The organism is Bradyrhizobium sp. USDA 3262 (genome assembly GCF_054060035.1).
Genome location: NZ_JBSSCT010000001.1, coordinates 7625501 through 7648633, shown reverse-complemented (window position 1 = coordinate 7648633; position 23133 = coordinate 7625501). Strand labels below are relative to the sequence as shown.

The 23133-nt window shown below is 65.0% G+C and carries 21 protein-coding genes; 14 read left to right on the top strand and 7 right to left on the bottom strand.

Annotation, left to right across the window (positions count from 1 at the left end; all coding sequences use genetic code 11):
• Positions 1–61: 61 nt before the first annotated feature.
• The 10 genes from ACVWYP_RS36135 (at position 62) to ACVWYP_RS36090 (ending at position 11567) form a co-directional block, all read left to right on the top strand.
• The gene (locus tag ACVWYP_RS36135) at positions 62–1078 is read left to right on the top strand and encodes a sugar-binding transcriptional regulator (RefSeq protein WP_304496659.1); all 1017 of its coding nucleotides are present in this window, start codon (positions 62–64) and stop codon (positions 1076–1078) included.
• A gap of 28 nt (positions 1079–1106) precedes the next feature.
• Positions 1107–2546, top strand: a complete 1440-nt coding sequence (locus ACVWYP_RS36130) for an extracellular solute-binding protein (protein WP_016846935.1) — start codon at positions 1107–1109, stop codon at positions 2544–2546.
• 117 nt (positions 2547–2663) lie between these two features.
• On the top strand, positions 2664–3593 hold the full coding sequence (locus ACVWYP_RS36125; protein WP_304500361.1) for a carbohydrate ABC transporter permease: 930 nt from the start codon (positions 2664–2666) through the stop codon (positions 3591–3593).
• Between the two features lie 14 nt (positions 3594–3607).
• Positions 3608–4465 (top strand): carbohydrate ABC transporter permease, encoded by an 858-nt coding sequence (locus ACVWYP_RS36120; RefSeq protein ID WP_304496658.1) that lies wholly within the window; start codon positions 3608–3610, stop codon positions 4463–4465.
• Between the two features lie 3 nt (positions 4466–4468).
• A complete protein-coding gene (locus ACVWYP_RS36115; RefSeq protein WP_304496657.1) occupies positions 4469–5572 on the top strand; it encodes an ABC transporter ATP-binding protein in 1104 nt (367 codons plus the stop codon).
• Positions 5573–5584: 12 nt separating this feature from the next.
• Positions 5585–6700, top strand: coding sequence for an ATP-binding cassette domain-containing protein (locus ACVWYP_RS36110; protein WP_439711114.1), 1116 nt, complete (start codon positions 5585–5587; stop codon positions 6698–6700).
• Positions 6701–6702: 2 nt separating this feature from the next.
• Entirely contained in the window at positions 6703–8283 is a 1581-nt protein-coding gene (locus tag ACVWYP_RS36105) for an FGGY-family carbohydrate kinase (protein WP_304496656.1), read from the top strand.
• Entirely contained in the window at positions 8276–9316 is a 1041-nt protein-coding gene (locus ACVWYP_RS36100) for a 2-hydroxyacid dehydrogenase (protein WP_304496655.1), read from the top strand. The genes ACVWYP_RS36105 and ACVWYP_RS36100 overlap by 8 nt, the downstream gene beginning before the upstream one ends.
• Before the next feature lie 17 nt (positions 9317–9333).
• Positions 9334–10062: a class II aldolase/adducin family protein gene (locus tag ACVWYP_RS36095; protein ID WP_304496654.1), complete on the top strand. Its 729-nt coding sequence runs from the start codon at positions 9334–9336 to the stop codon at positions 10060–10062.
• Positions 10059–11567: a glycerol-3-phosphate dehydrogenase gene (locus tag ACVWYP_RS36090; protein ID WP_304496653.1), complete on the top strand. Its 1509-nt coding sequence runs from the start codon at positions 10059–10061 to the stop codon at positions 11565–11567. The genes ACVWYP_RS36095 and ACVWYP_RS36090 overlap by 4 nt, the downstream gene beginning before the upstream one ends.
• 23 nt (positions 11568–11590) lie before the next feature.
• Here ACVWYP_RS36090 and ACVWYP_RS36085 read toward each other — a convergent pair whose 3' ends face one another.
• The 3 genes from ACVWYP_RS36085 to ACVWYP_RS36075 are packed head-to-tail and all read right to left on the bottom strand — an operon-like array spanning position 11591 to position 14170.
• Entirely contained in the window at positions 11591–12586 is a 996-nt protein-coding gene (locus ACVWYP_RS36085) for an ABC transporter substrate-binding protein (protein ID WP_304496652.1), read from the bottom strand.
• A 22-nt stretch (positions 12587–12608) separates the two neighbouring features.
• On the bottom strand, positions 12609–13418 hold the full coding sequence (locus tag ACVWYP_RS36080) for an ABC transporter ATP-binding protein (protein ID WP_304496651.1): 810 nt from the start codon (positions 13416–13418) through the stop codon (positions 12609–12611).
• Positions 13415–14170, bottom strand: a complete 756-nt coding sequence (locus ACVWYP_RS36075; RefSeq protein ID WP_411782887.1) for an ABC transporter permease — start codon at positions 14168–14170, stop codon at positions 13415–13417. Before ACVWYP_RS36075 ends, ACVWYP_RS36080 begins: the two co-directional genes overlap by 4 nt.
• A gap of 122 nt (positions 14171–14292) precedes the next feature.
• Between ACVWYP_RS36075 and ACVWYP_RS36070 the strand changes: the two genes are divergently transcribed.
• Genes ACVWYP_RS36070 through ACVWYP_RS36060 form a run of 3 tightly spaced genes read left to right on the top strand, consistent with a single transcriptional unit; the run spans position 14293 to position 17766 of the window.
• On the top strand, positions 14293–15420 hold the full coding sequence (locus tag ACVWYP_RS36070; protein ID WP_304496650.1) for a mandelate racemase/muconate lactonizing enzyme family protein: 1128 nt from the start codon (positions 14293–14295) through the stop codon (positions 15418–15420).
• Positions 15420–17015 carry a GMC family oxidoreductase gene (locus ACVWYP_RS36065; RefSeq protein ID WP_304496649.1) on the top strand — a complete coding sequence of 532 codons (1596 nt, stop codon included), beginning with the start codon at positions 15420–15422 and terminating at the stop codon, positions 17013–17015. The genes ACVWYP_RS36070 and ACVWYP_RS36065 overlap by 1 nt, the downstream gene beginning before the upstream one ends.
• 28 nt (positions 17016–17043) lie before the next feature.
• A complete protein-coding gene (locus ACVWYP_RS36060) occupies positions 17044–17766 on the top strand; it encodes a GntR family transcriptional regulator (RefSeq protein WP_304496648.1) in 723 nt (240 codons plus the stop codon).
• A 10-nt stretch (positions 17767–17776) separates the two neighbouring features.
• Here ACVWYP_RS36060 and ACVWYP_RS36055 read toward each other — a convergent pair whose 3' ends face one another.
• From ACVWYP_RS36055 to ACVWYP_RS36040, 4 genes are read right to left on the bottom strand one after another with little or no spacing between them, the layout of a single operon-like run.
• A complete protein-coding gene (locus tag ACVWYP_RS36055; RefSeq protein ID WP_304496647.1) occupies positions 17777–19567 on the bottom strand; it encodes a chloride channel protein in 1791 nt (596 codons plus the stop codon).
• A 1-nt stretch (position 19568) separates the two neighbouring features.
• Positions 19569–19835, bottom strand: a complete 267-nt coding sequence (locus ACVWYP_RS36050) for an SUMF1/EgtB/PvdO family nonheme iron enzyme (protein WP_304496646.1) — start codon at positions 19833–19835, stop codon at positions 19569–19571.
• On the bottom strand, positions 19832–20566 hold the full coding sequence (locus tag ACVWYP_RS36045; RefSeq protein ID WP_304496645.1) for an SDR family NAD(P)-dependent oxidoreductase: 735 nt from the start codon (positions 20564–20566) through the stop codon (positions 19832–19834). Before ACVWYP_RS36045 ends, ACVWYP_RS36050 begins: the two co-directional genes overlap by 4 nt.
• A gap of 15 nt (positions 20567–20581) precedes the next feature.
• Positions 20582–21616 (bottom strand): LacI family DNA-binding transcriptional regulator, encoded by a 1035-nt coding sequence (locus ACVWYP_RS36040; RefSeq protein WP_304496644.1) that lies wholly within the window; start codon positions 21614–21616, stop codon positions 20582–20584.
• 181 nt (positions 21617–21797) lie between these two features.
• Between ACVWYP_RS36040 and ACVWYP_RS36035 the strand changes: the two genes are divergently transcribed.
• Positions 21798–23099, top strand: coding sequence for an ABC transporter substrate-binding protein (locus tag ACVWYP_RS36035; RefSeq protein ID WP_304496643.1), 1302 nt, complete (start codon positions 21798–21800; stop codon positions 23097–23099).
• Positions 23100–23133: the final 34 nt, after the last annotated feature.

Below are 23133 nucleotides of genomic sequence, written 5' to 3'. Positions count from 1 at the left end.
CGTTCGGCCTCTGCAATTTTTTGCAGGACGTGAAGAAATTTGCAAGAGGACTTTTCCTGATATGGCACCCCCGCCCGACAGGCTGCCGGTGATCGACGGCGAGGCGTCGCTCGCGACGCGCGCGGCGTGGCTGTATTTCGCGGCGGGGCTCACCCAGTCGGAGGTCGCCGACCGCCTCAACATTCAGAGCACCAAGGCGCATCGCCTGATCGCGCGCGCCAGCCGCGAGGGCATGATCCGTGTGTTCGTCGAGGGACCGGTCGCCGAATGCGTCGCGCTGGAGAACGATCTCGCGCAGCGCTTCGGCCTCTCGTTCTGCCGCGTCGCACCTGATCTCGGCGAGAGCGACCTGCCGCTGAAGGCGCTGGCGCTGGAAGGCGCGAGTTTCCTGCGCCAGATCCTGGAGCGCGGCCAGGACAAGGTGATCGGTTTCGGCCATGGCCGCACGCTCGCGGCGGTCGTGGAGCAGATGCCGCAGACGCCGGCACGCGACGCGCAATTCGTGTCGCTGCTCGGCGGATTGACGCGGAAATTTGCCGCCAATCCGTTCGACGTGATTCACAAGCTCGCCGAGCGCACCGGCGCGGAAGCCTATCTGCTGCCGGTGCCGGTGTTCGCCAATTCGGTCGCCGACCGCGCCGTTCTGATGCAGCAATTCGGCATCGCCGACGTGTTCGCGCTGGCGCGCAAGGCCTCGCTGCTGTTCGTCGGCATCGGCCAGGTCAGCCGCGACGGCTTCCTGGTGTCGAGCGGCATGATCAAGCCCGACGAGGTCGTCGAGCTGAAGCGCGTCGGCGCCTGCGCCGACCTGCTCGGACATTTCTTCAGCGCCGACGGAACGGTGCTGGACACCGATCTGTCGGCCCGCGCCACCTCCATGAGCATGGCCGATCTCAGGAAGCACCGCATCGTCGCCATCGCCGGCGGGCCGGCCAAGGTGACCGCGTTGCGCGGCGTGCTGCGCAGCGGCGTTCTGCACGGCCTCATCATCGACGAAGCGACCGCAAAGGCGCTCGCCACCGACAAGCCGGAGACCACATCCGGCAAGACAAGAAGCAAGGCCCGGAAGGACACATAAAACAAGCGTCAACAAGGAGAGGAAATACATGTTCGATCGCGAGAAGAATCTGTTCGACTCCTACGCTGCCAAACGCATCAGCCGCCGCGATCTCCTGGACGGCGCCGCCAAGCTCGGCATCGCGGGCATCGCCGCCAACGCCGCCTTCGCCTCCTCGATGTCGAAGGCGATGGCCGCCGACTTCAACTGGAAGGCCCAGAGCGGCAAGAGCGTCAAGCTGCTGCTCAATAAGCATCCCTACGTCGATGCGATGATCGGCGACATCGAGGCGTTCAAGTCGCTCACCGGCATGAACGTCACCTACGACATCTTCCCGGAGGACGTCTATTTCGACAAGGTGACGGCGGCGCTGTCGTCGAAGTCGGACCAGTACGATGCTTTCATGACCGGCGCTTACATGACCTGGACCTATGGTCCGGCAGGCTGGATCGAGGACCTCAACACCTACATCAAGGATCCCGCCAAGACCAACCCGGCCTTCGCCTGGGACGACGTGCTGCCGGGCCTGCGCGCCTCGACCGCGTGGGACGGCGTCGCCGGCTCCGAGCTCGGCTCGGGCAAGGCCAAGCAGTGGTGCATCCCCTGGGGCTATGAGCTCAACAACATCACCTACAACCGCAACGTCTTCGACAAGGTCGGGGTCAAGCCGCCGAAGAACCTCGACGAGATGCTCGAGGTCGCGGCCAAGATCACCAAGGACGCCGGCGGTCCCTACGGTGTTGGCGTGCGCGGCTCGCGCTCCTGGGCGACCATCCATCCGGGCTTCCTGTCGGCCTATTCGAACTTCGGCCAGAAGGATTTCGTGATGGAGGGAGGCAAGCTGAAGGCCGCGATGAACACCAAGGCCTCGAAGGATTTTCACGACAAATGGGTCAAGATGATCCAGACCTCGGGTCCGAAGAACTGGTCGACCTATACATGGTACCAGGTCGGCACCGATCTCGGCGCCGGCGCCTCGGGCATGATCTTCGACGCCGACATCCTCGGCTACTTCATGAACGGCGGCGACAACAAGGAGAAGGGGCATCTCGGCTACGCGCCGTTCGCCGCCAATCCGGCTGCCAAGGCGCCGACCCCGAATGTCTGGATCTGGTCGCTCGCGATGTCGAGCTTCTCCAAGCAGAAGGAGGCGGCCTGGCTGTTCATGCAGTGGGCGGCGTCCGTCGAGCACGACCTGTTCGGCGCGCGCAAGATGGACTTCGTCAACCCGGTTCGCGCGTCGGTATGGAAGGACAGCGAGTTCCGCGACCGCATCGCGAAATCCTATCCCGGCTATCTCGAGCAACACGACATGTCGTCGCCCGGCGCCAAGATCTACTTCACGGCGCAGCCGCTGTTCTTCGACCTGACGACGGAATGGGCCGCCTCGCTGCAGAAGATGGTGGCCAAGGAGGTCAGCGTCGACGAGGGGCTCGACAAGCTCGCCGACAGCATCAACCGCCAGCTCAAGCAGGCCGGTCTCGGCTGATTGATCAACTGTGCGGTGCCTGATCCCCCGCACCGCACCCATCCGCCGGCTCGGACCCTTGTCCCATCCGAGCCGGCGGCGTTTGCCAGCCGAAGGCGATCTCTTATCATCATGAGCATGGTCCAAACTCTCCAGACGAACGCGCAGGCAGCGCCGGCCAAACCAAGGCCGCGCGTGCGCCTCTTGCCCTATCTGCTCAGCCTGCCGGCGCTGCTCGTCTGCGTGGCGATCCTGGTTCCGTTCGTGACCGCGGCGGTCTATTCGCTGCAGCGCTACCGGCTGAACCTGCCTTACCTGCGCGGCTTCATTGGCGCCGGCAACTACATCGACTTCCTGTCCGATCCGGCGTTCTGGAATACGTTCCAGGTCTCGATCACCTATACCGTGCTGACCGTCGTGCTCGAGCTTCTGCTCGGCCTCGGCATCGCGCTGCTGCTGCGCCGGCCGACCCGCTTCCACAATGCGGTGTCGATCATGCTGCTGCTGCCTCTGATGACGGCGCCGGCGATCGCCGCGCTGATGTGGAAGCTGATGACCAATCCGAGCTTCGGCATCTTGTCTTATTTCGTGGGCCTGTTCGGCGTCACCGATTTCAAATGGGCCTCCGATCCGTCGACGGCACTGTTTACGGTCGTACTGGTCGACGTCTGGGTCTATACGCCCTTCATCATGATCCTGCTGCTCGCCGGCCTGCGCTCGCTGCCGCGGCAGCCGTTCGAGGCCGCGGCACTCGACGGCGTGCCGGCGAGCTTCGTGTTCTTTCGCATCACGCTGCCGATGCTTGCGCCCTACATCATCACGGCGTCGCTGTTCCGGCTGCTCGATTCGATCCAGCAGTTCGACATCATCTATGCGATGACGCAGGGCGGGCCGGGCGACCGGCTGATGGTGTTCCAGGTGCAGGCCTATCTGGAATTCTTCCAGTACACCAATGTCGGCCGATCGGCGGCGCTGTTGATGATCCTCTGGCTCATCACCAACATCCTGTCGAACATCTTCATCAAGAACTGGCTGCGGTTGCGCGCGCGTGCGCACGGCCACGCGTGACGGGGAGGGGAGCGATGGAACATTCCAGCCTTGCCGGTCGCATCTTCCGCGGCGTGGCGCTCACGCTGATCCTGATCTTCTTCATGTTTCCGATCGTCTGGATCTTCCTGATGTCGTTCCAGACCAACGAGCAGATCCTGCGGATTCCGCCGCGGATCCTGTTCGAGCCGACGCTTGCGAATTACGAGGCGTTGATCTCCGGCCAACTGCGCACCGTGGCCGGCAATCTGCAGATCTCCTTCATGCGCAATCTGTTCAACAGCGTCGTGCTGTCGAGCGCGGCGGTGCTGCTGGCGCTGCTGCTCGGCGTGCCGGCGGCCTACGCGTTTGCGCGCTTCAAATTCCGTCTCGGCGAGAGCATCGCCTTCACGCTGCTGTCGTTCCGCTTCGCGCCGCCGCTGCTCGTGCTGCTGCCGCTGTCGCTGTACTACCAGGAGCTCGGACTGAACGACACCTACTTCGGCATCGTCTGGGTCTATCAGCTGATCGCGCTGCCGTTGATCCTGTGGATCGTGCGCGGCTATTTCGAGGATATCAGCCCTGATATCGAGCATGCCTACCGTCTCGCCGGGCATTCCTGGCGCGAGGCCTTCACCAGGATCGCGGTGCCGCTGGCAGGGCCGGGGATTGCCGCGGCGGGGCTGCTGTCCTTCATCTTCTGCTGGAACAATTTCGTCTTCGCGCTGATCCTGGCCTCCGCCGACAAGCAGCCGGTGACGGTCGGCGCGCTCGCCTTCGTCACCGCGTCCGGCATCCAGTACGGCCAGATCGCGGCGGCGATCGTGCTGTCGGTGACGCCGACCCTGTTGCTGGCGCTCTATGCGCAGCGCTACCTGGTCGAGGGTCTCTCGCTCGGCGCGGTGAAAGGCTGATCCGTGGCGCGTCTCGAAATCAACTCGGTGAGCAAGGCATTCGGCGCGGCGCGGCCCGCCGACGGATTGTCGCTGGCGGTCGAGCCCGGCGAGATCGTGGCGGTGTTCGGACCGTCCGGCAGCGGCAAGACCGTGCTGTTGCGCATGATCGCGGGCATGTTCGAGCCCGACGACGGCGACATCCTGGTCGGCGGCCGCTCGGTCGTCGGCGCTCCGCCCGAACGGCGCGGGATCGGCATGGCATTCCAGAACTTTGCCTTGTTCCCGCACATGACCGCCCGCGACAATATCGCAAGCGGCCTGCGCGCCAGGGCCGGCGGCGGCGATGTCGCCGGCCGCGTTGCCGCGATCAGCAGGCTGCTCAAGATCGAGCACGTGCTCGGCCACGCGCCGCGCGAATTGTCGAACGGACAGAAGCAGCGTACCGCGCTGGCACGGGCGCTGATCGGCAATCCGGATGTGCTGCTGCTAGATGATCCCCTGCGCAATGTCGACGCCAAGCTGCGCTACGAGATGCGGCTCGAACTGCCGAACCTGCTGCGGCGCGGCACTGCCGCGGTGCTCTACGTAACCCAGGACTATCGCGAGGCGATGGCGATCGCCGACCGCATCGCGGTCTTGATCGACGGCCGGCTCGCGCAGGTCGCAACGCCTGCCGATATCTATGCCCAGCCCGCATCGGTTGCGGTCGCGCGCCTGTTCGGCGATCCGACCATCAACCTCGCCGAGGTCTCGCCAGTAGCGGAGCACGGCATGCTGTCGGCTGACATCGCCGGCGCCAGGATGCGGCTCGGCGCGGCCGATGGCGCAGCACCTGCCGGTGCCTGTTGGCTCGGCATCCGGCCCGAGGATCTCGCGGTCTCCTCGGCGTCCTCCGATGGCGCCGTCCCGGCGCGCATTCTCGCGATCACGCCGATGCATGAGAAGGCGGTGCTGCTGCTCCGTCTTGCCGACGGAACGGAATGGCTGGCGGCGCTGCCGCCGGATGCGCCGCAAGGCGCGGCCGACGATGCCGTTTTCGTTCGCTTCGCGCCCGACGCCGCGATGCTGTTCGATCGCGCGAGCGGCCTGCGGATCGGGGCGTCGCACCGGCTCAAGGCGGCATAGGAGCGGATGGTCATGGACATGCTCGAGCTTCGAGGCATCGACAAGGTCTATCGCAGCCTCGGCAAAGAGCCGGTGCATGCGGTGCGCGCGCTCGATATGGCGGTCGAAAAGGGCGAGATCGTCGCACTGTTGGGATCGTCGGGCTGCGGCAAGACCTCGACATTGCGCATGATCGCAGGCTTCGAGGAGGTCTCGGCCGGATCGATCGCGCTCGGCGGGCGGCGGATTCACGAGCTGCCGCCGGCGCGTCGCAAGGTCGCGATGGCGTTCGAGGGCTATTCGCTCTATCCGCCGCTGACGATCCGCGAGAACATCGCGTTCGCGCTGAAATCCGCGCAGTTGCCGCGCGCTGAGGTAAGGCGCCGTGTCGACGAGATTGCCCGTCTGGTCGAGATCGAGGACATCCTCGACAGCTATCCGCGCGCGATCTCAGGCGGCCAGCAGCAGCGCGTGTCGCTGGCGCGGGCGCTGGTGCGGGACGCGGATCTCTATCTGCTCGATGAGCCGATGGGGCAGCTCGAACCGCAGCTGCGCGCGGTGCTGCGCGGCCGGATCAAGAGCCTGCTTGCCGAGCGCGGCATGACCGCGATCTTCGTCACCCACGACCAGACCGAAGCGAGTGCGCTGGCCGACCGCATCGCTGTCATGGAAGGCGGCGTGCTGCAGCAGTTCGCCAGCGAAAAGGAGCTGAAGGGCCGGCCGGCCAATCTGTTCGTCGCGAGCTTCATCGGCGAGCCGCCGATGAACCTGCTCGAAGCGGATGTGACGCGGTCGGATGGCGGCTTCCGCCTGTCGGTCGGAACCGACATGCGTTTCGATATCGCCGGCGCCGGACTCGACGTTGAGGCGGCGAAGGCGCTCGCGGCCGCGCCGCAGGTGCGGATCGGCATTCGTCCGCAGAAGATCGCGGTCGGGACCGGTGATGTCAAAGTCAAGGTCGTCTCCAACCAGTGGCTCGGCGATCAATCGCATGTCGCCGGCGATTGCGGCGGCCGCATGCTGATCGCGGTCACGCCGGGCCGCGTCGCCGCGCGGCCGGGAGAGATTGTCTCGTTCGCGCTGGAGCCGCGTCACCTGCACATCTTTGGCAGCGACGGAACCTGCATTCGCCATGCGGAGGTGTCCTGACGATGACCGTTTCCGCAAGCCGCGACGTCATCATCGGCATCGATGCCGGTACCTCGCTGATCAAGGCAGTGGCGTTCACGCTGACCGGCGAGCAGCTTGCCGATGTTTCGCGGCCGAATGCGTATAGCAGCCTGGCCGGCGGCCATGTCGAGCAGGACATGGCGCAGACCTGGAGCGACACGGTCGCCGTCATTCGCGCGCTGGCGAAGTCAGTGCCTGACCTGTCGGCGCGGATCGCGGCGATCGCGGTGACCGGGCAGGGCGACGGCACCTGGCTGATCGATGATGACGGCCGGCCGGTTGGGCCGGCGCTGCTGTGGCTCGATTCGCGCGCCGGCCGGCTGGTCGAGGAGATCCGCGGCAGCGAGCACAACGCGATCCTTTACCGTCGAACCGGCTCCGGGCTCAATGCCTGCCAGCAGGGGCCGCAACTGGCGTGGCTGCAGGCCCACATGCCCGACACGATCGCCAGCGCGACAACGGCCTTCCACTGCAAGGACTGGCTCTATTTCTTGCTCACCGGTGAACGCGCAACCGATCCGTCGGAAGCCACCTTCTCCTGCGGCGATTTCCGCAGGCGAGCATTCGATTCGGAGACCGCGCGGTTGATCGGTATCGCCGACCTGACGCGCCTGTTCCCGCCGGTCGTCGACGGCGCGGTCATGACGCATCCGCTGACAGCGGCCGCCGCCATCGAGATCGGCCTGCCGGAAGGTGTGCCGGTCTGCCTCGGCTATGTGGACGTGATCTGCAATGCGCTCGGTGCCGGGCTCTACGATCCGTCGCCCGATGTCGGCTGCACCATCATCGGCTCGACCGGCATGCATATGCGACTGGTTCCGAGCGCCGACGCGGTGACGCTGAATCGGGAGGCAACCGGCTACACCATGCCGTTCCCGGTGCCGGGGCATTATGCCCAGATGCAGTCCAACATGGCGGCGACGCTGAACATCGACTGGATGCTCGATCTCGCCTGCGACATGCTGGCGGCGGAAGGCGTGACGCGCACGCGCGCCGAACTGATCCGCCGGCTCGACGATCAGGTGCTGCGGGCGAGGCCCGGCGAGGTGCTGTTTCATCCGTTCATTTCCGATGCTGGTGAGCGCGGTCCGTTCGTCGCGCATGAGGCCAGCGCGCAGTTCTTCGGCTTGCGGTCGCGCCACCGCTATGGCGACCTGATGCGCGGCGTGATGGAGGGCCTGGCCTTCGCCGCACGGGATTGTTACGCGGCGATGGGGTCGCTGCCGCGTGATGTCAGGATCACAGGTGGCGCGGCGAAGAGCCGTGCGCTTGGCGCCATCCTCGGGGCCGCACTGGATTGCGATGTCCGGATCTGCAGCCGCGCCGAGGCCGGCGCCGCGGGCGCTGCGATGATCGCGGCGGTCGCGATCGATGCTTATCCCGACATGCGCGCATGCGCCGAGCAGTGGGTCGCGCCGCATCTAAGCGCGCCGCAATCGCCGGACGCCGCGCTGGCGAAGCGCTATGCCAGCATCTTCCCGACCTATCTCGAGGCAAGGCTGGCGTCGCGGCCGGTCTGGAAGCAACTCGCCGCGCTGCGTGCCGGAGGCGATCATGTCTAAGTCCATCGCCATCGTCGGCGACCGCTTCATGCTGCCCTCGGTGTTCGCCGAGCACATCCGATCAGCCTGCGGCGATGGCGTCGATATCCGCACCCTGGAGCAGCCCTGGCCGGACGAGCCGATGGAGCACGGTTACGCCGGCTCGAAGCTCGATGGCCTGAAGGAGTTCATGGGACGGCCCGACGAGATCATCGGCTTCATCGGCGATGCCGAGCTGCTCGTCACGCATCTGGCGCCGATCTCGCGGTCGATGCTGGAGCGGCTGCCGAAGCTGAAGTTCATCGCGGTGTCGCGGGGCGGCCCGGTCAACATCGACATGCAGGCGGCGCGCGACCACAACGTGCTGGTGGTCAATACGCCCGGCCGCAATGCGAGTGCGGTCGCGGAGTTCACCATCGGCGCCATTCTGGCCGAGACGCGCCTGATCCGCAGCGGTCACGAGGCGCTGCGTGGCGGTGAATGGCGCGGCGATCTCTATCGCGCCGATCGCACCGGGCGCGAGCTCGGCGAGATGACGGTCGGCATTGTCGGCTATGGCGCGATCGGCAGCCGCGTGGTCAAGCTGCTGAAGGCCTTCGGCTGCAAGATTTTGGTCGCCGACCCCTATGTCCAGCTCAGCGCCCAGGACCGCAATGACGGCGTCGAGCATGTCGCGCTCGGCGAATTGCTCGGCCGCGCCGACGTCGTCACGCTGCACGCCCGGGTGACGCCGGAGACCACCCGTTTCATCGGGCGCGAGGCGCTGGCGCGGATCAAGCCGGGCGCGTTCCTGATCAACACCGCGCGCGGGCCGCTGGTCGACTACGAGGCGCTGCATGATGCGCTGGCATCGGGGCATCTCGGCGGCGCCATGCTCGACACCTTCGCGGTCGAGCCGGTCCCGGCGGACTGGCCGCTGCTGCGACTTCCCAACGTCACGCTGACGCCGCACATCGCCGGCGCCTCCGTGCGCACCGTCACCGTGGCCGCCGGGCAGGCGGCCGAAGAGGTTCGTCGCTTCCTGGCCGGCGAGCCGCCACGCAATCCGTGCTGAAGAGAAAGGCAGTTCGTATGACCCGTGAGGAACGACAATTGCGCGAGGCTGTTATCGCCAAGTGCCGGTGGATGAACGCGTCGGGTCTCAACCAGGGGACATCGGGCAACATCTCCGCCCGCTACAAGGACCGGATGCTGATCACGCCGTCGGCGACGCCCTACGATTCGATGAAGCCGGAGATGATCGCCTCGATGCCGCTCGAGGGCGATTATGGCACGTGGGAGGGGCCGCTGCAGCCGTCCACCGAATGGCGCTTCCATCTCGACATCACGCGCGCCCGGCCCGATGTCGGCGCCATCGTCCATACTCACTCGACCTACGCGACCGTGCTCGCGATCGCGCGCAAGCCGATCCCGGCCTGCCACTACATGATGGCGGCGTTCGGCGGCACCGAGATCCGCTGCGCCGGCTACGCGCGCTACGGCACCAAGGAATTGTCCGACCATGCGATCACGGCGCTGGAAGGCCGCAATGGCTGCCTGCTCGCCAATCACGGCATGATCGCGCTCGGCGCCAATCTCGACAAGGCGATGTGGCTCGCGGTCGAGCTCGAGACCATCGCGCGGCAGTACTACCTCTCGCTGGCGCTCGACTCGCGCGTCATCCTGACCGACGAGGAGATTGCCGACACCGCGAAGGGCTTCTCCACCTACGGCCTGCAGGCGCCGAAGCCGAACAAGGCCCGCGCGACGGCAAAGGCGGCACCGCGCCGCGCCGAGAAACGGCGTAGCAGCAGGCGATGACGGGGACTGCGCCGGTCGCAGGCACCGATCACGGGCTGGTCGATATCGCGGTCATTGGTGGCGGCATCAACGGCGCCGGCATCGCCCGCGACGCCGCCGGCCGCGGGTTGAAGGTCCTGCTTTGCGAGAAGGATGATTTTGCCGAGGGCACCTCGTCGCGCTCGGGCAAGCTGATCCATGGCGGGCTGCGCTATCTCGAATATTACGAGTTCCGCCTGGTGCGCGAGGCGTTGATCGAGCGCGAGGTGCTGCTGGCGTCCGCGCCCCACATCATCTGGCCGATGCGCTTCGTGCTGCCGCATTCGCCGGAGCAGCGGCCGGCCTGGCTGGTCCGCACCGGGCTGTTGCTCTACGACCATCTCGGTGGCCGCAAGCAGCTGCCGGCGAGCCGCAGCCTGGATCTGTCGCGCGCCCCGGAGGGCGCGCCGCTGCGTCAGGAGTTCCGGCGAGGCTTCGAATATTCGGACTGCTGGGTCGATGACAGCAGGCTGGTGATCCTCAATCTGATCGATGCCGCGCAGAACGGCGCCTGCATCCTGCCGCGCACGCGGGCGGTGCGTGCGCGCCGCGACGGCGAGATCTGGCTGCTCGAGATGCACGGCGATGACGGCACAACGCAGGTCGTGCGGTCGCGCGCGCTGGTCAACGCCGCCGGGCCGTGGGTTCAGGATGTCATCCAGGGCGTGGCGGGCCTGAACTCCGCCCAGAGCGTACGGCTGGTCAAGGGCAGCCATATCGTGGTGCCGAAATTCTGGAGCGGGCCGCAGGCCTATCTGCTGCAGAACAGCGATCGCCGGGTGATCTTCGTCAATCCCTATGAGGACGACCTCGCGCTGATCGGCACCACCGACATTCCCTATCACGGCCGGGCCGAGGACGTCGCGATCGGTGAGGACGAGACCGATTATCTGTTGCAGGTCTTGCGCCGCTATTTCCAAACGCCGCCGCAGGCGAGCGCGATCGTGCACGCGTTCTCCGGAGTCCGGCCGCTCTATGACGACAACGCCGACAATCCGTCGGCCGTGACGCGCGACTATGTGTTCGAAGTCCACAGCGCCGAGGGCGTGCCGCCGCTGCTCTCGATCTTCGGCGGCAAGATCACGACCTACCGCCGGCTGGCGGAGCAGGCGCTGCAGCGCCTCACGCCGTGGTTTCCGAAACTGTCGTCGGCCTGGACCGCGCAGCGGCCGCTACCGGGCGGCGACATCGGCGGCAGCTTCGATGAATTCGCGAATCGGCTGGCACGCGACTATCCCGATTTGCCGCGAACGCTCATCCATCACTACGCCCGTCTCTATGGGACGCGTGCGCGCCAGCTGCTGGGTCCGGTCCGCAGCGCCGTCGACCTGGGCCGTCATTTCGGCGGTGAGTTCTATGAATGCGAAGCGGTGTATCTTCGAGAGAAGGAGTGGGCCAGGAAGCCTGCCGACTTCCTGGACCGGCGCACCAAGCACGGCCTGCATTTGACGCCGGCGCAGCGCCTCGCGTTCGAGAGCTTTCTCTAGGACGGCATCCGCATCCAGTTGCGTCACGCAATCGTTTTCAAATACAGGCTCGGATCGAAGTATTTGCTTGCCGGCGTAAAGTCCTTGATGCCGGCATTGGCCATGAAGAAGTCGGTCGATTGCTGCAGCCAGTTGGTGACCGTGCCGTCGGAATACATCCGCTTCCAGTCCCGCGACGAGAACATCTTCTGCGCCTTGAACGATTCGTCGATGTCGGCCATCGGCGTCTGGCTGTAATGGCCCTTCTGCAGCTTTTCCATCGCCTCGGTGCTGTTCGCGATGATGTAGTCATTGGCATCGGCCCAGCCACGGATCAGCTTCGCCAGCGTTTCCCTGTTGGGCTCGTAATAGTCGTTGGCCGCGGCCCAGCCGCCGATGATCGCGGCCTTTGGATAGTAGGCTGAGGCGTCGGCGAGCTTGACCGCGCCCGGCACCTTGTCGCGAACCGTCACATTGAAAGGCACCCAGAGCGCAACGGCAGGCACCGCGCCTGAAATGAAGGCGGTTACGGCGGCCGGCATGGTCTGGTTGACGAGTTCGACCTGTTTGGGATCGACCTTGTTCGCGCGCAGCGCGGTGTCCAGAAACACATGCGCGGTGGTGCCGGTCGCAGTTGCGATCCGCTTGCCCTTCAGATCCTCGAACGACTTGATGCCCTGGTCGCCGCGCACCCAGAGCTGCGCGGTCGCGACCTCGATGTCGTTGATGAGGAAGACCTTGCCCTGGCCGCGGGCCGGGAAGTTCGAGAGCACGGCGCCCGTCGCCAGCACGTCGAGGCTGCCGCCGATCAGCGCCTGGAAGATTTCGAGGCCGGTATTGAACTGCCGCAGCTCGAGATCCAGTCCCTGCTTTTCGAAGGAACCGCGGTCCATGCCGGTCCAGATCTGGCCGTCGACGGCAACGGTGTGCAGATAGCCGACACGAACTTTTGTTTTTGCCTGCGCGATCGCGGGCGCTGCGGCCGTGAAGCTTCCGAGGGCAAGCCCGGCCGTCGTGGTCAGAAACTGTCGCCGATCCATAGGTCGTCCTCCGCTGTGTTGTTTATTCCGAGAATGAGACCGGACGCATCTGCGCCTGCTGGGCGCGATACTCGTCCATCACCAGATGCTTGATATGGCTTCGCAGCTCGCCGAATTCCGGCCGCTCCTGGATCGATTCATCGCGCGGATAGGCGAACGGCACGTCGATGATCTGCCTGATCCGCGCCGGCCGCGCGGTCACCACCACGATACGGGACGCGAGATAGATCGCCTCCTCCACGGAATGGGTGATCAGCATGACCGTCTTGCCTTCGGTCTGGAGCACCTTGAGCAGCAGGTTCTGCATGTTGGAACGGGTCTGGGCGTCGAGTGCGCCGAACGGCTCGTCCATCAGCAGGAACTGCGGCTTGACGGCGTAAGCCCGCGCGATCGCGAGCCGCTGCCGCATGCCGCCGGACAAATGCTTCGGATAGGAGTTGGCGAAGTCAGACAGCCCCATCAGGCCGAGATAGTGATCGCAGATCGAATCGCGCTCGCCGGCCGCGACGTGATTGGCCCGGAGCGTCAGGCCGAAAGCGATGTTCTGTTTCACCGTCAGCCACGGGAAGACGCCGTATTCCTGGAAGATGACGCCGCGCTCGGGACCGGGACCGGCGACGGGCTTTCCGTCGAACAGCACGCTTCCCGTCGTCGGCTTCTGGAAGCCGGCGAGCATGCTCATCATCGTGGTCTTGCCGCAGCCTGAAGGGCCGATTACCGCGATGAAATCGCCATCGTTGATATCGTAGCTGACATCCTCGACGACGTTGAGGCGTCCCTTCGGGGTCTCGAAGGCAAGCGAAACCTTGTCGAACCGTGCACGCGTGGTCATGCGATGGCCCGATCCTGCCAGACCAGCAACCGGGCCGTGATCTTGCGCAGGATCATGTCCATGATCAGCGCGATCAGGCCGATGCAGATGATGCCGACATAGATGACGTCGAGCAGGAAGTAGGTCGACGCATTCTGGATCATGGCGCCAAGCCCACGCTGGGCTGCGATCAGTTCGGATGCCACCAGCGTCGCCCAGGCTACCCCAAGCGCGACCCGCAGCGCGGTGAGGATGTGCGGAACGGTGAGGGGAATGATGACCTTGCGGAAGATTTCCGCCTGACTGGCGCCGAGCGTCTGCGCCACGCGGATATAGAGCGGCGTGATCTGCGAGACTCCCTCATACATGACGATCACGCCGGAGAAGAACGAGGCGTAGAACAGGATGACGAGCTTTGCGAGCTCGTCCACGCCGAAATAGACGATGACGAGCGGGATCAGCGCGATCGGCGGCAGCGCGCGGAAGAAGTTGATCATGGGGTCGGCGAAGGTGCGGGCCGGGCGATACCATCCGAGCAGAAAGCCGACGGGCACCGCGACGAGAATTCCAAGCGAGACGCCGAAAAAGACGCGCCTGGTCGAGGCGAAGATGTCGATCAAAAGGCCTTCCTTGGTGAGAAGCTCGACGAACTTCGCGGCGACCTGGTGCGGGGCGGGGATCAGCGATGCGTTGACGAAGCCGCTCCAGCGCACGGCATACCAGAGCAGGATCGCTCCGACCCACGGTATCAACCCGAGACCAAAGCGTCTCACGCCAGCTCCGTCCATTCGACGCGTCCACCCAGATTGCAGTTGATGTTTGGCCAAGTCATATTATAAATAGGATGACCATACAAGCGCCGCTTTGGTCGTAGGCGCCGCAGGCATTTCCGCGCATGACATCGCCGCCTTTCACTATCCGGAGCGTCCAGGCCTTTGGCTTTCGCTATCCGCTGACGACGCCGGTCATCACCTCGTTCGGGCGCATGGCGGACCGGCCTGCCGTGTTCGTTCGGGTCGAGGACACGGACGGTTACGCGGGCTGGGGCGAGGTCTGGTGCAACTTTCCCGCGCCGGGCGCCGAGCATCGTGTTCGGCTGGTCAACGAGGTACTGGCACCGGCGCTTGTCGGATTCAGGGCAAGCGAACCTGATGCCGCATTCGAGCGATTAACGCGGGGAACTTCGGTGCTCGCGTTGCAATCCGGCGAAGCGGGCCCGTTCGCGCAATCGATCGCCGGCATCGATCTCGCGGTCTGGGATCTCCATGCGCGCCGCCGGAACGTTGCGTTGTGGAAACTGCTTGGCGGATCGCGGAAGCGGATCAAGGTCTATGCCAGCGGCATCAATCCAGTCGGATCGGAGCGAGCGGCGGAAGCAGCCCTCGGCCGCGGCTACCGCGCCTTGAAGCTGAAGATCGGCTTCGATCCGGCAGACGACCGGGCCAACCTCGCCGCGCTGCGCCGCCTCGTCGGCAATGGCATGCTTGCAGCCGACGTCAACCAGGGTTGGACCATCGCGCAGGCGCTCGAGCGTGCGCCGCAGCTCGAGCCGTTCGGCCTTGACTGGCTCGAGGAGCCCATCCGCGCGGACCGTCCGCGGCAGGAATGGAAGCAATTGAGCGAGACGATCCGCTTTCCACTCGCGGCCGGTGAGAACATCACGAGCCACGCCGGCTTTGCCGAGGTGCTGAGCGAGCCGGTTCTCGGTATCGTCCAGCCTGACATCGCCAAGTGGGGCGGGCTCTCGGCTTGCGCCGGCATCGCCCGCGACATCCTGACGTCAGGTAAGATGTTCTGTCCGCATTATCTTGGCGCCGGCATCGGCCTGTTGGCGTCGGCGCATCTTCTGGCGGGCGTCGGCGGCGAGGGACTGCTTGAGGTCGACAGCAATGAGAACCCGCTGCGGGATCAATTCTGCGGCCCCGTGCTTGACGTCAGCGATGGCATGATCGAGCTCGGCGACGAGGCGGGTCTCGGCATCACCCCCGATCTTGCCTCGATCGAACAATACCGGACCGCCTGATGTCGGGGCTTGGCTACGACTACATCATCGTCGGTGCGGGGTCGGCCGGCTGTGTGGTCGCGAACAGACTGTCGGCCGATCCTGCCTGCCGCGTGCTGCTGCTCGAAGCCGGCGGATCGGACCGGAATTTCTGGCTCAAGCTGCCGGTCGGGTATTACCGGACCATCTACGACGAGCGCTTCTCGCGTCTGTTCAAGACCGAGCCGTCGGAAGGAAGCGGCGGCCGCGCCATCATCTGGCCGCGCGGCCGCGTGCTCGGCGGATCGTCATCGATCAACGGCCTGATCTTCATCCGCGGCCAGCACGAGGACTTTGACGACTGGGAAAGTCTCGGTGCCGCCGGCTGGAGCTATCGCGACGTCCTGCCCTATTTCCGGCGCTACGAGCGCTATCGCGGCGGCGAGAGCCAGTTTCACGGCGGCCTCGGAGAGTTCGAGGTCTCCGACCTGCGGAACCACAATCCGGCGTCGAGGGCCTGGGTGGAGGCGGGCGTGCAGTTCGGCCTGCCGCGCAATCCCGACTTCAACGGCGCGACGACGCTTGGCGTCGGGTCCTATCAGCTCGGCATCGGGCGGCATTGGCGGACCAGCTCGGCATCCGCCTTTCTTCGACCGATTGCCGACCGGCGCAACCTGACCGTCATCACGCACGCACAGGTGAGCAAAGTCACCTTCAACGGCCGCGTCGCGACCGGCGTCGAGTGGATCAGCAAGGGGCAGGTTCGTCACGCGACAGCCGATCGCGAGATCATCCTGTCAGGCGGCGCATTGCAATCGCCGCAAATCCTCCAGCTTTCCGGGATCGGTCCGGCCGACCTGCTTCGCAAGCACGGTATTGCCGTCGTCACCGACTCGCCCGAAGTCGGCTCCAATCTGCAGGACCATTACCAGGCACGGCTGATCGTGCGCCTGAAGGAGCGGATCTCGCTCAATGACCAGGTCCGCCATCCTGTCGAGCTCGCGAAGATGGGGTTGCAGTGGATGCTGGCCGGGCGGGGGCCGTTGACGGTCGGGGCGGGACAGGTGGGCGGAGCGGCCTGTTCCGAATATGCGGTCGGTGGCCGTCCGGACGTGCAGTTCAACGTGATGCCGCTCTCCGTCGACAAGCCCGGCGAACCCCTCCACAGCTATTCCGGCTTCACGGCTTCGGTCTGGCAATGCCACGGCCGGTCGCGCGGACAGCTCGCGATCCGCTCGGCCGATCCGTTCGAGCAGCCGCTGATCGCGCCCAACTATTTCGCCAAGGAGATCGACCGCAAGACCATCGTTGCCGGCCTGAAGATCCTGCGCGAGATCTATCGGCAAAAGGCGTTCCGCCCGCTCTGGGACGTCGAGATGGTGCCGGGCGAGGCAGCAAGCAATGATGCCGGGCTGTGGGATTTCGCGCGCAACACCGGCGGCACGGTGTTTCACTGCGTCGGGACCTGCCGCATGGGCAGCGACGAGCGGGCAGTACTCGATCCGCAGCTGCGGGTGCGCGGCGTCGAGCGGCTGCGCGTGATCGACGCCTCGGTGATGCCGCAGATCACCTCGGCCAACACCAATGCGACCAGCCTGATGATCGGCGAACGCGGTGCAGCCCTTGTCATGCCGTGATTGGGCCGCTTGATTTCTGGAGGGCGAGATGGAATTGAGTTCCGACAGTCACGTCCCCAAATACGCGCAGATTGCCGATATCTTTCGCCAGCGGATTGCGCGCGGTGTCTGGAGTCAAGGTTTTCGCCTGCCGGCCAACGAGGAGCTGGCGGCCGAGTTCGGCGTCTCGCGCGTCACCATCAGGCAGGCCGTCGAACTGCTCGCCCGCGACGGTGTCATCGAGGCGCAGCAGGGCCGCGGCACCTTTGTTACCGGGACCGTACGGCAGGACCGCTGGCTCAAGGTAGAGACCACCCTGTCCGATCTCGCGGACATGTACCGAGACACCTCGCCGGAGATCATCAACATCTCGGAAAGCCGGAGCGATGCGCCGTTGCTTCCCGAAGACGGCAAGCCGGCCGAGAAATATGTCTTCATGCGCCGTCTGCACTCGCGCCAGAAGCAGCCTTACTGCGTCATTTCCATCTACCTCGATGAGAAGATCTTTCGCAGGTCTCCAAAGCGCTTTCGCAACGAGACGGTGATCCCGATCCTCAACGATCTCAGGGATCCGGCGATTGCCAGCGCCCGCCAGACATTGACCATCGGAACCGCAGACATCGAGGCGGCGCGGCTGCTGCGCGTGCCTTTGAACTCGCCGGTTGCCGAAGTCCGCCGTGTCTTCACGGCGAGCGATCGCACCGTGATCTATCTCGGTGAAGTCACCTATCGCGGAGATTTTGTGCGGATCGATATGGATCTAAGGCCATAGCGCACAAGCATCACCGCGAAAACAGCTCCTGATTGCGGCGTTCGAGCTCTTCCCCATAGGTGCGCAGCACATGGGATTCACTTAAGGTACCGATCGTGACGCGATGGTCGGCACGGTCAATGACCGCAAGGACGTCGGCTTCGCTCCGTTCAAAGGTCTTCAGGATCTCGCGAACCGACGTGGTCGGAAGCAGGTACTCATCCTGCTGCTGGGCCAGCGATCCGAGCGGATCGTCGTCCCGATTGGTGACGGAATGCAGCGTCGCTGCCGCAACGATGCCGGCATAGCTGCCGTTCGGATCGCGTAGCACGACCTGTCGGACCTGCGCCGGCGAAAACAGCTTCTGCGCCTCGCCGATCGGCATTGTCGTCAGTGCATTCTCGAAGTCGGCGCGCATCAGGGAAGCCGCGCTCATCTGACGGACCCAGCCGATGTCCTGCGGACCGCGGATCACCTCGCCGCGCAGGTGGAAGCGCCATGTCGCAAAGCTGTAGCCGAACAACTCGCGGACGATGAGCGCGCAGACCGATGATGCGACCACGGCCCCGACGGTCACGGAGAAATCGCCGGTGATCTCGAGCGCGAGACAAACCATGCTGAACGGTGCGCCCAGCACGCCGGTTCCGAGCGCAGCGAGAGCTGCGATGGCGGCGGTGCCGGGCTGAAGCGCGAGCGTGGGGAAGGGGCCGGTCAGCACGACGCTGTAAAGCTGCCCGATCAGCGCGCCGAGCAGCAGCGAGGCGAAGAACAGGCCGCCGCGAAAGCCGGAGCCGAGCGAGACGGCCGACGCCAAGATCTTGAGCACGATGGTCGTCGTGAGCAGGAGCCAGGTCGGATTGCTGACCAGCAGGATCTGCATTGCGCCATGGCCTGCGCCGAGCACGATCGGCGTCAGCAGGGCGAGGCCACCGAGCAGCAGGCCGCCGAGGATCGGCCGCATGAAGCCGCTGAAAAGTGTGACGCGCTGAAAGCAACGTTCGGAAAATGCGACCGCGAGCATGACGAGGATGCTGACGAATGCGCAAATGATGCCGATCAGCACGGTCTGTCCGATCATCTCGACGGACACGGGCGATGGGAAGCCGGGCACCATCAGAAAGGACTGGTGCGTCAACTCCCGCGCCACCAGCCAGGCCGTGACGGCGCTGGCGATGACGGGCACGAGAGCGGCCGAGGTGTAGGCTCCCAGCACGACCTCGAAGGCATAGAAGGCGCCGGCCAGCGGAGCCGAAAACGCTGCACTGATCGCCCCTGCCGCGCCGCAGGCCACCAATAGCCGCATGTCGTTGCGGCGGGCGGCGAGGCGCTGGCCGACATGGGAGCCAAACATCGAGCAGATCTGCGTGTATCCCGCTTCCAGTCCGACCGATCCACCGAACCCGTTGGACAGCAGCGTCTGGATCGAGATCAGCAGGCTGCCGCGGAAGGACACCCGGCCGCCATAGAGCGCGTTGGCTTCGATGGCGTCAGCGAGCTGCTGTCCCTTCACGCGCCGCGCGAAGTACAGCCCGATCAGCGCCAGGACCACGCCGCCAACTGCCGGGATCAGCAGCGTGCGCTGCCAGGAAATGACGCCGGTGGCACTGAGATGCGCGTCGAGGGGAATGTCGAACAGCAGCGCGTGCGAAACCTGGCTGAGGCCCGAGATCGCCGCAACGAGGACGCCGCTCAGCAACCCGACGACAATGCCGACCAGCACGAGGCCAGTCTCGCGATTGCGCACGAAATTGCGCAAGAACTGCGGCAACAGACGGGTGCCGGGAGCAGGGGCCGGCTTTGCGGCATTTGTCGCCAGCGTCATCCTATGCCGGGCTCCGCAGCGGCCCGGTGCGCGCGACAAGGAAGCCGATCTTGCTCGACGAGCCGACCGACGCGTTGGGGTTTCGTGCCGCGAAGTGGTGGCGGCTGCCGGAGGACTCGTCGCTGAGGAAGGATTCGCCGCGCGTCGAGCGGTTCGGTGCAGGCTCGCGATTCAAGGGGACTCCCGGCGGTGCGAGGCGGTCCTCGTAGCATTCCCAGACATTTCCGGCGACATTATGCAGGCCGTATTCGTTGATTTCCTGGCTCATCCGGCAAGAAACCCGCCATCCACCGCGACGACGGTGCCGGTCGCGTATTGTGATGCCGGCATGCAGAGGAACGCGACGGCTCCCGCAATGTCCTCCGGCTGACCCCAGCGCTTGAACGCGGTGCGGTCGGCGATGCGCTGATAATGCACGCGATCGGTGCGGCCGGCTGCATTGATCGCCGTCTCGATATAGCCGGGCGCAACCGCATTGACCCGGATGCCTTGCTCGGCCCATGCCAAGGCGAGCGCCTTGGTCAGCATCACGACGCCGCCCTTGCTGGCGCAATAAGCGGGGATTCGCGGCAGCGCCAATGTCGCGTTCATCGAGGCGAGATTGACGATCGAGCCCTTGCTCTCGGCGAGAAGCGGGCGGAACGCCATGCAGGTTCGAAAGGTGCCCGTGAGATTGACGTCGAGCACCTTCATGAAGGTCTCGATCTCGTATTCCTTGTCGCGGGCGAGAATTCCCGCGCAGTTGACCAGCGCATCGACGCGCTTGTGCTGGCGGGCGAAAGAGGCGACGGCGTCGTCGTTCGTAACGTCGAGCGTCGCGAGTGTGAGTCCGGGGCGCGATTTCAGCAGGGTGCGCGCCAGATCGGTCTCGTTGGCCGCCGTTGCGGTCACCGTCGCACCGAGCTCGCAAAACTGATTGCTGATTGCAGCGCCGATGTCGCCGGCGCCGCCGATCACCACGGCATGGAAGTCGGGCGCAAGAGAAAAATTTGAGCGCATTGGAGGGGTCTCACTTCAGGATTTGAGAGGGGGAGCCGTCGATTCACGGACCACCAGGGAGAAGTCGATCTCGCGATGCATGATGGTCTGCTCGCCGGCGAGGCTGCGCACCAGATATTCCCCGGCGCGCTGCCAGGTTTCTCCGGTCGGTACGTGGATCGTGGTCAGGCTCGGCCGCAAATGGCGGCTCCAGTCGAGATCGTCGAAGCCGACCACCGACAGGTCGCGCGGCACCGAAAATCCATCGCGCTCCGCCTCGAGCAACACGCCGTAGGCGATGACATCGTTGCCGCAGACGACGGCGGTCGGACGATCCTTCAGGTTGAGGAGATAGCGGGCCGCTTCGCGCGCGTCGTCCAGCGTGTAGGGCACCTCGACATGCCATTGCGGAGGAAGCTCCAGGCGGTTCTCGGTGAGGGCGCGGCGAAAGCCGGCGACGCGAGCGCTGGCGCGATCGTTGTTGCGCTGGAGCGCCGAGACGATCCCGATGCGGCGGTGGCCAAGCTCGATGACGTGCGCGGCGGCGCGATGGGCGGCCGCTTCGTTGTTCGTTCCGACGCAAGGGTGGGGCCGATCAGGCTGGTAGATGCCGACATTGATGAAGGGAACCGCATTGTCCGCAAGCAACTTGCGCAGTCCGTCGTGATGGCAATCACCGCGCAGCACAAGTCCATCGACGCCGCGGCTGATCAGATTGCGCGCTTGTTGCAATTCGACGTCGAGATCGTAGCCGCTCGTGGTGAGAAACAGCATGTATCCGACCGAGGAGAGATACTGCTGCAGCGAGGCGATGCCGCGCGCGAACATCGTGTTGTCGATTGTCGGAACGATCGCGCCAAGCGTGCGCGAGCGCCGTGACGACAGAATGCGCGCCGGCGCATGCGGAATGTAGCCAAGCGCATCGATGGCCTGTTCGATGCGCGCCCGCAAGGAAGGGCTTACCGCATCGGGATTGTTGAGTGCGCGCGACACCGAGGCCGTTGAGACGCCGGCACGGGCTGCCACGGCGCGGATGCCCTGTTTCACGGATTTGGCGTTGGTCAATCGCATCAATGTAACGTTACATTCGATGAGGCAAACCGCGCGGTAGCGGTAATCTCGTAAATTTGCCGCAGAATATCCGGTTTGTCCATTGCTTGACACAACCGATGTGAGGTCTAAATTGTAACCGTTTTCAAGTCGCGTTCAAATGGCCCGCCAGCTTAAGGCGGCCAGCCGGGAGGAGAGTTCGATGAAGGCCAGGATGCTCGCGACGCACGTCGCGTTGCCCGTTCTCGCGATTGTCGCCGTCAGCGCGCAGGCTCATGCGGCCGATTTCGACTGGATGAAGTTCAAGGGCAGGACCGTCACCTTTCTCGCCAATAACAATCCGGTCGCGCAGGCGCTGCTGACCTACAAGGCCGATTTCGAGAAGCTGACCGGCATGACCCTGAAGGTCGACGGCTATCAGGAACAGCAGATGCGCCAGCGTCTGGTCACCGTCATGAATGCGAACAGCGACGAGGTTGACGTGTTCATGACGCTGCCTTCGCGCGAGGGCGAGCAGTTCGCCGCGGCCGGCTGGTACGGCGATCTCACTGCGATGGCCAAGAACGAGGTGGCCAGGGAATACGACCCGGCCGGCTTGAGCCAGGCCCTGCTCAAGGCTGCGACCTTCGGCGGCAAACTGACCAGCATGCCGATGAACATCGAAGGTCCGATCTTCTATTACCGCACCGACATCTTCAAGAAGTGCGGCCTTGAGGCGCCAAAGACCATCAAGGATGTCGAGGCGGCCGCCGAGAAGATCAAGACCTGCGACAGCGCCGTCACGCCGTTTGTCTCGCGTGGCCTCAAGCCCGCGGTCGCCTACACCTTCAGCAACATGCTGCACAACATCGGCGGCAGCTACATCGCAGGCGGCAAGTCGAACCTCTGCTCGGCCAAGGGCAAGGAAGCGCTCGACACCTATAGCCGGCTGCTGCGCGACTTCGGTCCGCCGGGTGTGGTCAACTACAGCTTCCAGCAGATTTCGGCGCTCTACCGCAGCGGCCGCGCCGCGATGGCATTCGAATCCTCGAATGAGTTGCGCACGGTGATGGAGGGCGGCGCGCGGCTCAAAGACACCGGCCTGTTGCCATTCCCGGCAGGCGAGGCCGGCCAGGTGCCGACCACGATCGGCTGGGGCATGGCGGTGTCCTCGCACAGCAAACAGCCGGACGCGGCGTGGTACTTCGTGCAGTGGGCGACCAGCCCCGAGGTGCAGAAGAAAATGGCACTCCAGGGCATTGCCCCGCCGCGGCCGTCGGTTGCCAAGGATCCCGAGTATCGCAAGTGGATCGACGAGGAGCCGGTGCGCAAGGAATGGCAGGCTGCGCTCGACGTGCTGGCTACGAAGGGCTCCTCCGAGGTCGGCTATCCCATCATCGCCAATCCGGAATCGCGCGAGTTCATCGGTCAGGCCGTGCAGGACCTGATCTTGAAGCAGAAGCCGATCGACCAAGCCTGTGCTGATGCCGACAAGGCGCTCGATGCGCTGATCGCCCAGAAGTAACCGCTTGATGTTGGCAGGCTTGTGCCTGCCGGCG